This is a genomic window from Ensifer adhaerens, from assembly GCF_000697965.2.
Lineage (GTDB): Bacteria > Pseudomonadota > Alphaproteobacteria > Rhizobiales > Rhizobiaceae > Ensifer > Ensifer adhaerens.
In genome coordinates, this window is sequence record NZ_CP015880.1 from 453367 (window position 1) to 466589 (window position 13223).

General features: G+C 63.2%; 11 protein-coding genes. 7 read left to right on the forward strand and 4 right to left on the reverse strand.

The window, feature by feature from the left end:
• Nucleotides 1-20: 20 nt before the first annotated feature.
• The 3 genes from FA04_RS02105 to groES all read right to left on the reverse strand — a co-directional run bounded on the left by FA04_RS02105 (nucleotide 21) and on the right by groES (nucleotide 3206).
• The gene (locus FA04_RS02105) at nucleotides 21-470 is read right to left on the reverse strand and encodes a hypothetical protein (protein ID WP_034800963.1); all 450 of its coding nucleotides are present in this window, start codon (nucleotides 468-470) and stop codon (nucleotides 21-23) included.
• 736 nt (nucleotides 471-1206) lie between these two features.
• A complete protein-coding gene (groL, locus tag FA04_RS02110; protein ID WP_034800965.1) occupies nucleotides 1207-2847 on the reverse strand; it encodes a chaperonin GroEL in 1641 nt (546 codons plus the stop codon).
• A 62-nt stretch (nucleotides 2848-2909) separates the two neighbouring features.
• Complete coding sequence (gene groES / locus FA04_RS02115; protein WP_004675403.1) at nucleotides 2910-3206, reverse strand: co-chaperone GroES; 297 nt, start codon at nucleotides 3204-3206, stop codon at nucleotides 2910-2912.
• 433 nt (nucleotides 3207-3639) lie between these two features.
• On the opposite strand from groES, the gene FA04_RS02120 reads away from it, so the two are divergent.
• From FA04_RS02120 to FA04_RS02140, 5 genes are all read left to right on the forward strand, one after another.
• Nucleotides 3640-4488: a TIGR01459 family HAD-type hydrolase gene (locus FA04_RS02120; protein ID WP_034800971.1), complete on the forward strand. Its 849-nt coding sequence runs from the start codon at nucleotides 3640-3642 to the stop codon at nucleotides 4486-4488.
• A 13-nt stretch (nucleotides 4489-4501) separates the two neighbouring features.
• Complete coding sequence (locus tag FA04_RS02125; protein WP_034800973.1) at nucleotides 4502-5488, forward strand: bifunctional riboflavin kinase/FAD synthetase; 987 nt, start codon at nucleotides 4502-4504, stop codon at nucleotides 5486-5488.
• Between the two features lie 244 nt (nucleotides 5489-5732).
• Nucleotides 5733-8642 (forward strand): isoleucine--tRNA ligase, encoded by a 2910-nt coding sequence (ileS, locus tag FA04_RS02130; RefSeq protein ID WP_034801431.1) that lies wholly within the window; start codon nucleotides 5733-5735, stop codon nucleotides 8640-8642.
• A gap of 127 nt (nucleotides 8643-8769) precedes the next feature.
• Nucleotides 8770-9390, forward strand: coding sequence for a hypothetical protein (locus FA04_RS02135; protein WP_034800975.1), 621 nt, complete (start codon nucleotides 8770-8772; stop codon nucleotides 9388-9390).
• A gap of 114 nt (nucleotides 9391-9504) precedes the next feature.
• Nucleotides 9505-9984 (forward strand): GNAT family N-acetyltransferase, encoded by a 480-nt coding sequence (locus tag FA04_RS02140; RefSeq protein WP_034800977.1) that lies wholly within the window; start codon nucleotides 9505-9507, stop codon nucleotides 9982-9984.
• Between the two features lie 23 nt (nucleotides 9985-10007).
• On the opposite strand, the gene FA04_RS02145 is transcribed toward FA04_RS02140, so the two are convergent.
• On the reverse strand, nucleotides 10008-10457 hold the full coding sequence (locus tag FA04_RS02145; protein ID WP_034800979.1) for a nucleoside deaminase: 450 nt from the start codon (nucleotides 10455-10457) through the stop codon (nucleotides 10008-10010).
• Between the two features lie 73 nt (nucleotides 10458-10530).
• On the opposite strand from FA04_RS02145, the gene FA04_RS02150 reads away from it, so the two are divergent.
• Both FA04_RS02150 and rsmD read left to right on the forward strand, forming a co-directional pair.
• On the forward strand, nucleotides 10531-12606 hold the full coding sequence (locus FA04_RS02150) for a pseudouridine synthase (RefSeq protein ID WP_034800981.1): 2076 nt from the start codon (nucleotides 10531-10533) through the stop codon (nucleotides 12604-12606).
• A gap of 6 nt (nucleotides 12607-12612) precedes the next feature.
• Complete coding sequence (gene rsmD, locus FA04_RS02155; protein WP_034800983.1) at nucleotides 12613-13173, forward strand: 16S rRNA (guanine(966)-N(2))-methyltransferase RsmD; 561 nt, start codon at nucleotides 12613-12615, stop codon at nucleotides 13171-13173.
• Nucleotides 13174-13223 lie beyond the last annotated feature (50 nt).

Sequence of the window (13223 nt, forward strand, 5' to 3'; positions counted from 1 at the left end):
GTGCGCGGGCAGGGGCGGGCTTACTGGCGCAGCAGTGCGCGACCCGCGACTTCCACGAGAAAGCGTGGAAAGAAAAAGATGCCGGTGATCATGCCGGAATAGCGCTGTTCGAGGCCGGAGGATTCTCCGATGCAGAATAGCGGCTGCTTCTGGCCGGACTCCTCGAGCGCGATCGTCGTCGAAAAGCAGAAAGACGAGCAGCTCGTTGCCGCCTGTTCGAACAGTTCGAGCACGTGATTGCGATCGGCCGGATCGTAGCAGCGAACGAAGTTCAGAAGGCCGCACTCGCCGTCACGCAGGCCATGGATCGCGGCCGCCTTCTCGCCGAGCCGGAACAGGCCCGTCGACAGGTCGCCGGACCACCCCTCCGAGACGCAAAACTGCTCCATGAATTCATGATGCGGTAGGCCCGGATGCAGATGTCCCGAAGAGCCGAGGGGAGCGGAATTTGCTCTGGTGATCTTAAACACGGTCTACCCCAGCAGAGTTCCCGGAGCTGCCTTCGGCGCCCCAGGGAAACGCGTCCCAATGTGCAAACTGCGCCCGACATGACCAATACGAGAGCGCACGCCACGTGATGTGGGTGTTTTCTCAAGTAGAAAGGTCTATAGATAGTAGTGGATCTCGCCGGCGAACTTATTTCGAAGGAGAGTGTCGGCTTAATTTGCGATTAAATACTTTTATTCTTTAGGTATAGTCTCGAAGAATTTCCGGATGGGCAGCGAATACGAAAAAGCCCCGGCGATTGCCTGTCTGCCTTAAGTGTGCCGCCCAGTCTCCCCTCAATCTTCGCTCACTTGGGGCGCTGTTATAGTTCGTTTTTTTTCGACTTCAACGGTTTTTTGAAGCCTGACTACAACCGATGGGTTTTTTCCTGCCGACTGTTCGGCAGATGCTCTCCGGCGATGAGTGGCATTGATAAAAAACAAGAAAGGCGACCCGAAGGCCGCCTTTCCGATCCGGATGGATCCTTGCAATAAGGCTTTCGCCATTATCACATCATGTCCATGCCGCCCGTTCAGTGCGCTTGACGCGCTGAACCACTTTAAGTGCATGGGCGAAGCTTTATGGACGATGCTGCGATAAGGCTGTCGCCATTATCACATCATGTCCATGCCGCCCGTTCAGCGCGCTTGACGCGCTGAACCACTTTAAGTGCATGGGCGAAGCTTTATGGACGATGCTGCGATAAGGCTGTCGCCATTATCACATCATGTCCATGCCGCCCATGCCGCCCATGCCGCCAGGCATGCCAGCCGGGGCGTCCTTCTTCGGCAGTTCGGCGATCATGGCTTCCGTCGTGACGAGGAGGCCGGCAACCGAAGCAGCGTCCTGAAGGGCGGTGCGAACGACCTTGACCGGGTCGATGATGCCCATCGAGATCATGTCGCCGTATTCGCCGGTCTGGGCGTTGTAGCCGAAGTTGTCCTGGTCCTTGTCGAGGATCTTGCCGACAACGATGGAGGCTTCGTCACCAGCGTTCTCAGCGATCTGGCGGGCCGGAGCCTGCAGAGCGCGACGAACGATGTTGATGCCGGCTTCCTGGTCGTCGTTTGCACCCTTGACGGTGATCTTGACGGAAGAACGCAGCAGGGCAACGCCGCCGCCCGGTACGATGCCTTCCTGAACAGCAGCGCGCGTCGCGTTGAGAGCGTCGTCGATGCGGTCCTTCTTTTCCTTCACTTCGACTTCCGTCGAGCCGCCAACGCGGATCACGGCAACGCCGCCAGCGAGCTTGGCAAGACGTTCCTGCAGCTTCTCGCGGTCGTAGTCGGAGGTGGTGTCTTCGATCTGGGCCTTGATCTGGGCAACGCGGCCTTCGATGTCGGCCTTCTGGCCGGCGCCGTCGACGATCGTCGTGTTTTCCTTGGAGATCGAAACCTTCTTCGCACGGCCGAGCATGTCGAGCGTGACGTTTTCGAGCTTGATGCCGAGGTCTTCGGAGATCACGGTGCCGCCCGTCAGGATGGCGATGTCTTCGAGCATGGCCTTGCGGCGATCGCCGAAGCCCGGAGCCTTGACGGCAGCGATCTTCAGGCCGCCACGCAGCTTGTTGACGACGAGCGTTGCAAGAGCTTCGCCTTCGACGTCTTCAGCGATGATGAGGAGCGGCTTGCCGGTCTGAACGACAGCTTCGAGAACCGGGAGCATGGCCTGGAGGTTCGAGAGCTTCTTCTCGTGAAGGAGAACGAAGACGTCGTCGAGGTCAGCGACCATCTTTTCCGGGTTGGTGACGAAGTAGGGCGACAGGTAGCCGCGGTCGAACTGCATGCCTTCGACGACTTCGAGTTCCGTTTCGGCGGTCTTGGCTTCTTCAACCGTGATGACGCCTTCGTTGCCGACCTTCTGCATCGCTTCAGCGATGTCGAGGCCGATCTGACGCTCGCCGTTGGCCGAGATCGTGCCGACCTGTGCAACTTCTTCCGAAGTGTTGATCTTCTTGGCCTTGGCCTGGAGATCCTTGACGACTTCGGTGACAGCGAGGTCGATACCACGCTTCAGGTCCATCGGGTTCATGCCGGCAGCAACAGCCTTTGCGCCTTCGCGAACGATCGCCTGGGCAAGAACGGTTGCAGTCGTGGTGCCGTCGCCGGCGATGTCGTTGGTCTTCGAAGCAACTTCGCGGACCATCTGGGCGCCCATGTTTTCGAACTTGTCTTCGAGTTCGATTTCCTTGGCGACCGATACGCCGTCCTTGGTGATGCGCGGAGCGCCGAAGGACTTGTCGATGATGACGTTACGACCCTTCGGGCCGAGCGTGACCTTTACCGCGTCAGCGAGGATGTCGACGCCACGCAGCATCTTTTCGCGCGCGGTGCGGCCGAACTTGATTTCTTTTGCAGCCATTAGAGAAAACTCCCGGGCTCATTGCCCATTGGTTGTCATAAAAAGGGGTGGACGCCGGCTGATCAGCCGATGATGCCCATGATGTCGGCTTCCTTCATGATCAGAAGGTCTTCGCCGTTGATCTTGACTTCGGTGCCCGACCACTTGCCGAACAGAACGCGGTCGCCAGCCTTGACGTCGAGGGCAACGACCTTGCCGCTTTCGTCACGGGCGCCCGAACCGACGGCGACGATTTCGCCTTCCTGCGGCTTTTCCTTGGCGGTGTCCGGAATGATGATGCCGCCCTTGGTCTTCTCTTCAGACTCAACGCGGCGAACGACGACGCGGTCGTGCAGCGGGCGGAAGTTGGTGCTTGCCATTAGTCTAATCCCTCGATCAAATGACATTACGGATCGCTGATCGACCCGATGGATGGGTGTTAGCACTCTCATTTATCGAGTGCTAGCGATGCCGAGATAAGCTTGGGTATGGGGTGAGTCAAGGATCGGCGCCTAGATTTTTTGCTGACGGCAGTTGCCCTGGACGGGCGCAGCAGGCGCGGGCACAGGCAGCCTAGCCCCATTCTTGGCGAAATGTGGGCGATCGCGTCGATGAGTGGCATGGGCGGGATTTTGACGGTTGATAACCACGACAATGTGCTTCTACGCGGCGGGCCGCATCTGCAGTGCATTTTTCCTGGTTCTCGACACCGCCGGAATCCTTGGGAGGGTGCGCCTTTTTCGGGAGACGAGACTTGTAATCTCCTGTCTTCCTTGCCATGCAAGCCGGAAACCGTGTTTGCAGGAAGCCAGGATGGCCGCAAGGATCAACAGTTTTCGCGAAATCGCCAAGCGCTACGATGTCGTTTTATGTGACGTCTGGGGCGTGCTTCACAACGGCGTGCAGGCTTTCGCGTCCGCCTGTGAAGCATTGGCCGAGGCGCGCGCCGCCGGACTGACCGTCGTGCTCATCACCAATTCACCGCGCCCGAGCCCGATGGTGAAGGTGCAGATCCGCAGTCTCGGCGTGCCCGACGAAGCCTATGATCGGATCGTCACTTCGGGCGACGTGACCCGGGCGCTGATCGCTGCCGCCGACAAGAAGATCTTCTTCATCGGCGCCGAGCGCGACCTGCCCCTGCTCGAGGGGCTGGGGACGCAGATCGTTTCCTCGGAAGATGCCGAGACGGTCGTCTGCGCCGGCTTCTATGACGACGAGACCGAAACGCCCGAGCATTACCGCGCGACCCTGACGGGCCTTGCCAAGCGCAAGATCCCGTTCATCTGCGCCAACCCGGACCTCGTCGTCGAGCGTGGTCACCGGCTGATCCCCTGCGCCGGTGCGATTGCCAAGCTTTACGAAGAGCTGGGTGGCGAGGCGCGCATCGCCGGCAAACCCTATATCGCGATCTATCGCGCCGCCCTGGGCGAGGCGAAGGCCGCGCGCGGGGCGATTGACCTGACCCGTGTCATCGCCGTCGGCGACGGCATGCCGACGGACGTCAAGGGCGCGCAGGACGCGGGCCTGGATCTGCTCTATATCAGCGCCGGTATCCACGCCCAGGAATACATGAACGAAAGCCGGACCGACGAGGCGAAGCTTGCCGCCTTCCTCAAGAAGGAGGGCGCCTCGCCGAAATACTGGATGCCACGGCTCGCCTGACGGGAAGACGGAGATGACGGTTTTTCATCGCAACGAGACCCGTGATCCGCTTCCGGAGCACTTGCGCGGCGGTGTCGTCGCCATCGGCAATTTCGATGGCGTTCACCGCGGCCACCAGTCGGTCCTTAACCGGGCGCTGGAGGAGGCCAAGTCGCGCGGCGTGCCCGCGCTGGTCCTGACTTTCGAGCCGCATCCGCGAACCGTTTTTCGCCCGGACACTCCAGTCTTCCGGCTGACGCCGGCGCCGCTGAAGGCGCGCATCCTCGAAGGCATGGGCTTCGGCGCCGTCATCGAATATCCCTTCGACCGTACCTTCTCTCAGCTTTCCGCCTCGGATTTCATCCACCGCATCCTGCTTGAATGGCTGCATGCCTCGCATGTGGTGACCGGTTTCGACTTTCATTTCGGCAAGGGCCGCGAAGGCGGGCCCGCCTTTCTGATGGCGGCAGGCGGCGACAACGGGTTTGGTGTGACGCTGGTCGATGCCTTCCGTGATGAAAATGCATCCGTCATCTCGTCGAGCTATGTCCGCGCGCTGCTCGGCGAAGGCGATGTCGCCCAGGCCGCGGGCATGCTCGGCTACCGTTATCTCGTCGAAGCCGAGGTGATCGGCGGCAAGAAGCTCGGTCGCGAACTCGGTTTTCCCACCGCCAACATGCGGCTTGCACCCGAGGTGGAACTCCGACCCGGCATCTACGCCGTGCGCTTCCGTCGTCCCGACGGCTCGCTTTACGACGGGGTCGCCAGTTTCGGGCGCCGGCCGACGGTCGACAGCGACGGCGAACCGCTGCTCGAGACCTTCGTCTTCGACTTCTCCGGCGATCTCTATGGCGAAGTCTGCGCCGTGACTTTCTTCGGTCACCTGCGCGACGAATTGAAATTCGATGGCCTCGATCCGCTGGTGGCGCAGATCCGGCAGGACGAGGCCGAGGCCCGCGCGCTGCTTTCCGGCGTCACGCCACTCGGTGACATCGACCGCAAGCTCAACTTCGCCCGATAAAAGATTTCGGTCTTCGCGCGGCGGCGGACCTTTTCAAAAGGCCGAAAACGCCTTAAACAACCGGCCACCATGACCCGGCACCGTCGATTGATCATCGATCAGCGAATTATTGGCCCGGCCTTCCGCGTGCTGTGATCAGCCGGAAGGTCCGGGATTTCGGCGTTTCCGACGCCCCAGTCATCTCTCGATACCGAGCCCATTTCGTATGCGCGGCCGTTCGCGCGAAGAAGCGATTGCAAAAACCATGACCGACACCGCTGAAAAGATCGACTACTCCTCGACCCTCTATCTGCCGCAGACGGAATTTCCGATGCGCGCGGGCCTGCCGCAGAAGGAGCCGGAAACGGTGGCCCGCTGGCAGAAGATGGGCCTCTACAAGAAGCTGCGCGCATCGGCTGCCGGCCGCGACAAGTTCGTGCTGCACGACGGCCCGCCCTATGCCAACGGCAACATCCACATCGGCCACGCGCTGAACAAGATCCTCAAGGACGTCATCAACCGCTCGTTCCAGATGCGCGGTTTCGACGCCAACTACGTACCCGGCTGGGACTGCCACGGTCTGCCGATCGAGTGGAAGATCGAGGAGAAGTACCGCGAGAAGGGCCAGAACAAGGACGAGGTTCCGGTCAACGAGTTCCGTCGGGAATGCCGCGATTTCGCCGCCGGCTGGATCCAGGTCCAGGCCGAGGAGTTCAAGCGTCTCGGCATCGAGGGCGACTTCGACAATCCCTACACGACGATGAACTTCCACGCCGAAGCGCGCATCGCCGGCGAACTGATGAAGATCGCCAAGCTCGGCCAACTCTATCGCGGCTCGAAGCCTGTCATGTGGTCGGTCGTCGAGCGCACGGCGCTTGCCGAAGCCGAAGTCGAATACGCCGATGTCGAAAGCGACATGATCTGGGTGAAGTTCCCGGTCACCGAAGGTCCCGACAGCCTTGCCGGCACCTTCGTTGTGATCTGGACGACCACGCCCTGGACCATCCCCGGCAACCGCGCCATCGCCTACTCGTCGCGTTATGCCTATGGCCTCTACGAAGTGGCGACCGCCGAGAACGATTTCGGCCCCCAGCCGGGCGAGAAGCTGATCTTTGCCAAGCGCCTGGCCGATGAGTCTGCCGCCAAGGCGAAGCTCACCTTCAACTTCGTTCGCGACCTCGAGGCCGATGAACTGTCGTCCGTGACCTGCGCCCATCCGCTGCACGGTCTGGGCGGCGGCTACGCCTTCAAGGTGCCGTTGCTCGACGGCGACCACGTGACAGACGATGCCGGCACCGGCTTCGTGCACACGGCCCCGAGCCACGGCCGCGAGGACTTTGATGCCTGGATGGACAATGCCCGCGCGCTCGAAGCCCGCGGCATCTCCTCGGCGATCCCGTTCACGGTCGATGATGCCGGCTACTTCACCGCTGACGCCCATGGTTTCGGCCCGGACGCCGAAGGTGGCGCGGGCCGCGTCATCGACGACAAGGGCAAGAAGGGTGACGCCAACGATCGCGTCATCAAGGCGCTGATCGCCCGTCACGCGCTCTTCGCTCGCGGTCGCCTCAAGCATTCCTATCCGCATTCCTGGCGCTCGAAGAAGCCGGTGATCTTCCGCAACACGCCGCAATGGTTCGTCTACATGGACAAGGCCTTTGGTGATGGCACGACCCTGCGTTCGCGCGCGCTGTCCGCCATCGACGACACCCGCTTCGTTCCGGGCGCCGGCCAGAACCGCCTGCGTGCGATGATCGAAGGCCGTCCGGACTGGGTGCTCTCGCGCCAGCGCGCCTGGGGCGTGCCGATCGCGATCTTTGCCGACGATCAGGGCGAGATCCTGATCGACGAGGCCGTCAACGCTCGCATCCTCGACGCTTTCGAACAGGAAGGTGCCGATGCCTGGTTCACCGAAGGCGCCAAGGATCGCTTCCTCGGCAACGACCACGATCATGCCAAGTGGCATCAGGTCATGGACATCCTCGACGTGTGGTTCGACAGCGGTTCGACCCATACCTTCACGCTCGAAGACCGTCCGGACCTGAAGTGGCCGGCCGACGTCTATCTCGAAGGTTCGGACCAGCATCGCGGCTGGTTCCATTCCTCGCTGCTCGAAGCCTGCGCCACGCGCGGCCGCGCACCCTACAACGCCGTTGTCACCCATGGTTTCACCATGGATGAGAAGGGCGAGAAGATGTCGAAGTCCAAGGGCAACACCGTCACCCCGCAAGAGGTGATGAAGGATGCCGGCGCCGACATCCTGCGCCTGTGGGTGATGACGACGGATTATTGGGAAGATCAGCGCCTCGGCAAGACGATCATCCAGACAAACATCGACGCCTATCGCAAGCTGCGCAACACGATCCGCTGGATGCTCGGCACGCTCGCCCACGACAAGGGCGAGGAAATTGCCTATGCCGAGATGCCGGAACTCGAAAAGCTGATGCTGCATCGCCTGGCCGAACTCGACCAGGTCGTGCGCGAAGGCTACGACGCCTTCGACTTCAAGAAGATCGCCCGTTCGCTGATCGATTTCTCGAACGTCGAACTCTCGGCCTTCTATTTCGACGTTCGCAAGGATGCGCTCTACTGCGACGCGCCGTCGAGCCTGCGCCGCCGTGCGGCACTCGCCGTCATCCGCAAGCTCTTCGATTGCCTCGTGCTGTGGCTGGCGCCGATGCTGCCGTTTACGACCGAAGAGGCCTGGCTGTCGCGCAAGCCCGATGCGGTCTCGGTGCATCTCGAACAGTTCCCGGCGATCCCGGCGGAATGGAAGAACGATGCGCTCGAAGCCAAGTGGGAGAAGATCCGTGCGGTCCGCACCGTCGTCACCGGCGCGCTCGAGATCGAACGCAAGGACAAGCGCATCGGCTCGTCGCTGGAAGCCGCACCGGTCGTCCACGTGGCCGATCCGGAGCTGTTGAAGGCGCTGGAAGGCCAGGATTTCGCCGAGATCTGCATCACCTCGGGGATCACTGTCGAGACCACCGAAGGTCCGGCCGACGCGTTCCGGCTGGCTGACGTGGCCAAGGTCAGCGTCGTGCCGAAGCTTGCCGAGGGCCAGAAATGTGCTCGCTCCTGGCGGATCACGACCGATGTCGGTTCTGACGCACTCTACCCGGACGTGTCCGCCCGGGATGCCGCTGCCTTGCGCGAGCTTGGTTTCAAGGCTTAACGCATTGTTACCGGATGAATTGCACTCCTTGCGTTCATCCGGTAAAACCTGCCCGAAATTTGGCGGATTTCTCCGCCATGGGCGCTTGAGTGGCCGCGCTGACTGGTGGCCGGCTGGAAGGAATCTCATGGAAATGACGCGAGAGTTGCGAGTGTTTGCCAGCGTGGCCGCCATTTTGACGAGCGGCCTGGTGCTTACGGGCTGCATCGGCGGGCCGACCTACGGCACGGACAAGACGGCCGGCGAGCAGCTCATGGACGACCTCGGCAGCGTCGCCAGCTTCGGTCCGCCGAAGCGGGATCCGGTCAAGTACCAGCCGCGTCCTGGTCTCGTGCTGCCGCCGTCCACCCAGCAGGCGTCACTCGTCGAGCCGCAGAAGTCGCTCGCCAGCCGTGAGGGGAACCCGGAATGGGTCGAGTCTCCGGAAGAGGTGCGCAACCGCCTGCGTGAAGAGGCCGACGCCAACAAGAACAACCCGAACTACGTCTCCCCCCTTGCCAAGGCCAGCGCCAACGGCCGCCGCCTTTCGGCAAAGGAGCAGCAGGAGGCCTACCGCGAGGCCCGCAAGGTCGAGCAGGGCGCCTATTCCGACAAGCGCCGCTTCTTGAGCGATCCGCCGCTCGACTACCGCCGCCTGCCCGAGGGCACGGAGACCGACCTCGGCGAGCCGGAGAAGGACAAGGAGCGCCGCCGCAAGAAGGAAGCGCAGGTCAAGAATTCCGGCACCAAGTGGTATTGGCCCTTCTAAGACCAGTTCGCCGTTTCATTTGAAACGGCGAATGCCTCACCCTTTTGCATCCATGCAGCTCCGGACGAAAGCACTTCGCGCGTTTTCTGGAATTGCCTAAGCAGCGCCAGAGCCATGACCATCAGCATTCGCGACGCCCGCCCGGAAGATGCAGAGACGATCCTGCGCTTCATCACGGAACTTGCCATCTACGAAAAAGAGCCCGACGCCGTCGAGGCGACGGTCGGGATGCTCCAGGATTCGCTTTTCGGCCCGGGCGCCATCACCCGCGCCGTGATCTGCGAGAAGGACGGCAAGCCGGCCGGCTTTGCCATGTGGTTCTACAACTATTCCACCTGGCAGGCGCGCAAGGGGCTTTATCTCGAGGATCTATACGTCACGCCGGATTGCCGCGGTTCGGGCGCCGGCAAGATGCTCCTGAAGCACCTGGCAAGGATTGCCGTCGAGGAAGGCTGCGGCCGCTTCGAGTGGAGCGTTCTCGACTGGAACGAGCCGGCGATCCGGGTCTACGAGGCCGTGGGTGCCGAGCCGATGTCGGAATGGACGCGCTACCGTCTCTCGGGCGCAGCACTGACGAGCTTCGCAGCCGACTGAAGCAAGAATACGGACGTGCCTTCTCAGCGCTTGCTGGCGAAGAAATCCCTCAGGATCTCGGCAGATTCCCGCTCGGCGAGGCCGGAATAGACGTCGGGGGCGTGATGGCAGGTGGGCGAGCCGAAGAACCGTACGCCGCTGTCGACCGCACCGCCTTTCGGATCGTCCGCGCCGTAGTAAAGGCGGCGGATGCGCGCAAAGGAGATCGCCGCGGCGCACATCGTGCACGGCTCGAGCGTCACGTAGAGGTCGGCGCCAGCAAGCCGTTCGTCGTTGAGGACTGCGGAGGCTTCGCGGATCGCGACAATTTCGGCATGGGCCGTCACGTCGTTGAGCTCGCGGGTCCGATTGCCGGCGCTGGCGATGATCCGGCCGTCGAAAACCACCACGGCGCCGATCGGCACTTCGCCGCGTTCGGCAGCCTTGCGGGCCTCTTCAAGGGCCGCATCCATGAAGCGTGTCGTCTCAGCCATCGCTCAAACAATAATTTCTCTTAACCCACGGGCCGCGACCTGATAGGACAGCCGCAAAAGGCAGGCAACACAAATGACATCCAAAGACAAGCCCACGCGGCCTGGCGGCAAGTCCGCTGGCCGGGACAAGAAACCGCATTTCGCCGACAAGAAGGGCGCTGCGCCGAAAAAGGCTGCAGGAGCCAAGGCTTCCGGCCCGAAGTCTTTCGGTGCCAAGGGCCCCGGCAGGAGCTTCGACGCAAAGACGTCTGATCCCAAGGCCGGCGCTTCGCGTCCGGCCCGGGAGCGCCCGGCAGCGGCTGCAGCGGCCGCCGACGAGCCGCAGCGCATCTCGAAGATCCTGGCGCGCGCCGGCGTTGCCTCGCGTCGCGACGTCGAGCGCATGATCATGGAAGGCCGCATCAGGCTCAACGGTGTCATCCTCGACACGCCCGTGGTCAACGCGACGCTCGCCGATGCGATCGAGGTCGATGGCCAGCCGATCCGCGGTATCGAGCGCACGCGCCTCTGGCTCTATCACAAGCCGGCCGGTCTGGTGACCACCAATGCCGACCCGGAGGGCCGTCCGACCGTATTCGAGAACCTGCCGGACGAGCTGCCGCGGGTTCTGTCGATCGGCCGCCTCGACATCAACACCGAGGGCCTGCTGCTCCTCACCAATGATGGCGGCCTTGCCCGCGTGCTCGAACTGCCGTCGACCGGCTGGCTGCGCCGTTACCGCGTGCGCGCCCATGGCGAGATCGATCAGGAAGCGCTCGACAAGCTGAAGGACGGCATCGCCGTCGATGGCGTGCTGTACGGCGCCATCGAAGCGACGCTCGACCGCGTCCAGGGCTCGAACGTCTGGATCACGATGGGGCTTCGCGAAGGCAAGAACCGCGAAATCAAGAACGTGCTCGGCGCGCTCGGCCTCGACGTCAACCGCCTGATCCGCATCTCCTACGGCCCGTTCCAGCTCGGCGAACTGCCGGAAGGACACGTCCAGGAAATTCGCGGACGCACGCTGCGCGACCAATTGGGACCGCGCCTGATCGAGGACGCCAAGGCGAACTTCGACGCGCCGCTTTACAATGATCAGGCGGCGACCGTTGCCGGTGAGGCTGAAGACGACGCCGCCGACACGCGCAGGCCGGAGCGCAACAACCGCTGGGAAAAGCCGGAGGACAAGCGCGAGCGTGCCCTTTCTCGTCTGGACACCCGTCGTGACGACCGCCGCGACGGTGGTGGTCGTGGCAAGGATGGTGCCCGCGGCAAGGGTGGCCCGCGCGAAGACCGCGACGCCAAGTTCGAGGATCGGCCGAAGCGCGCGCCGGCTCAGCGCGCCCGCACGGCCAATGTCTGGATGGCGCCGGGCGCCCGCCCGCTCGCCGAAAAGAAGCCGAAGTCCGTTGATGGCGATGCCACCGAGAAGTCCGCCCGTCGCGAGCGTCCGGAAAGCGCGCCTAAGTCCAAGCGCTACGGCCGCAACAAGGATGGTCTGGCGACGAAGACGACCGGCAAGTTCGACCCGGACCGCAAGGGTGGCCCGCACAGAGACTTCGACCGCGCCGATCGTCCGGCCTCTGCCGCGCCGGTCAAGCGTCGCGACGACGAGGGCGAATGGATCAGTGCCAGCGAACCTGCCCGTCGCGGCAAGGACGAGGGCCGCGATGGCGGTTTCGGCCGGCGCAAGTCGGGCGACGCGGGTGACCGCAGGTCGCGCGATCACGGTGACCGTCCTGCGCGCCGTGACGGCGGCGACCGTCCCCGTTCTGAAGGCGGACCGCGCAGCTATTCCGACAAGCCGAGGGCGCCACGCGCCGACGGTGATCGTCCGCAGCGTCGCGAAGGCGGTGAGCGTTCGTTCAGTGACCGTCCGGCTCGCAGCGACGGCGGTGATCGCCGGTTCGACAAGCCGCGGGCTCCACGCGCTGACGGTGACCGTCCGCCGCGTCGCGAAGGTGGCGACCGTCCGTTTGGCGACAAGCCTCGCGGCAAGTCGTTCGGCGGCAAGCCCTCGGGCGGAAAATCCTTCGGTGAACGCTCCGGCGGTCCGCGCGGCGGTAAGCCTGGTGGCGGCAAGCCCGGCGGTGGACGCCCCGGCGGTCCTGGTCGCTCCGGCGGCGGGCGCCCGGCTGGCGGCGGCAAGCCGCGCGGCAGAGGAAACTAAGCGGTCGTGCGGATCGTCGGCGGAGAGTTTCGGGGTCGCAGCCTGGCGACCCCAAAGTCCAACGATATCCGGCCGACCACGGACCGGACGCGCGAAAGCCTGTTCAACATTCTGAGCCATTCCTATCCGGACGCGCTCGACGGCACGCGTGTGCTCGACCTTTTCGCGGGCACCGGCGCCGTCGGCTTCGAGGCGCTGTCGCGCGGATGCCGGCATGCGCTCTTTGTCGAGCAGGGCGTCGAGGGCAGGGGCCTGATCCAGACCAACGTCGAGACGCTCGGCCTGCAGGGCCGGGCCAAGGTCTTCCGGCGCGACGCCACGAGCCTTGGCGGCGTCGGTACGATGGAGCCGTTTCATCTCGTCTTCGCCGATCCGCCCTACGCCAAGGGGCTGGGCGAAAAGGCATTGGAGTCGGCTGCCATCGGCAACTGGCTGGTGCCCGGCGCCCTGGTGATCCTCGAAGAGCGGGCAGATGTCCAGCCGGCGCCGGTCGCAGTCTTCGAAAACCTTGACGTCAGGGTGTTCGGCGACACGCGCATGCATTTCTATCGGTTTCGCGGAGCCTGATGCCGTAATTTCGGTTGAGTTGCCGGGATAGGCTCAGCCGGACGACGCCA

What these genes read in the sequence shown, in the direction of transcription:
- groL (WP_034800965.1), bottom strand. Translation starts at nt 2,847, where the DNA reads ATGGCTGCAAAAGAAATCAAGTTCGGCCGCACCGCGCGCGAAAAGATG.
- FA04_RS02150 (WP_034800981.1), top strand. Translation starts at nt 10,531, where the DNA reads ATGACATCCAAAGACAAGCCCACGCGGCCTGGCGGCAAGTCCGCTGGC.
- ileS (WP_034801431.1), top strand. Translation starts at nt 5,733, where the DNA reads ATGACCGACACCGCTGAAAAGATCGACTACTCCTCGACCCTCTATCTG.
- groES (WP_004675403.1), bottom strand. Translation starts at nt 3,206, where the DNA reads ATGGCAAGCACCAACTTCCGCCCGCTGCACGACCGCGTCGTCGTTCGC.
- FA04_RS02120 (WP_034800971.1), top strand. Translation starts at nt 3,640, where the DNA reads ATGGCCGCAAGGATCAACAGTTTTCGCGAAATCGCCAAGCGCTACGAT.
- FA04_RS02125 (WP_034800973.1), top strand. Translation starts at nt 4,502, where the DNA reads ATGACGGTTTTTCATCGCAACGAGACCCGTGATCCGCTTCCGGAGCAC.
- FA04_RS02140 (WP_034800977.1), top strand. Translation starts at nt 9,505, where the DNA reads ATGACCATCAGCATTCGCGACGCCCGCCCGGAAGATGCAGAGACGATC.
- FA04_RS02145 (WP_034800979.1), bottom strand. Translation starts at nt 10,457, where the DNA reads ATGGCTGAGACGACACGCTTCATGGATGCGGCCCTTGAAGAGGCCCGC.
- FA04_RS02135 (WP_034800975.1), top strand. Translation starts at nt 8,770, where the DNA reads ATGGAAATGACGCGAGAGTTGCGAGTGTTTGCCAGCGTGGCCGCCATT.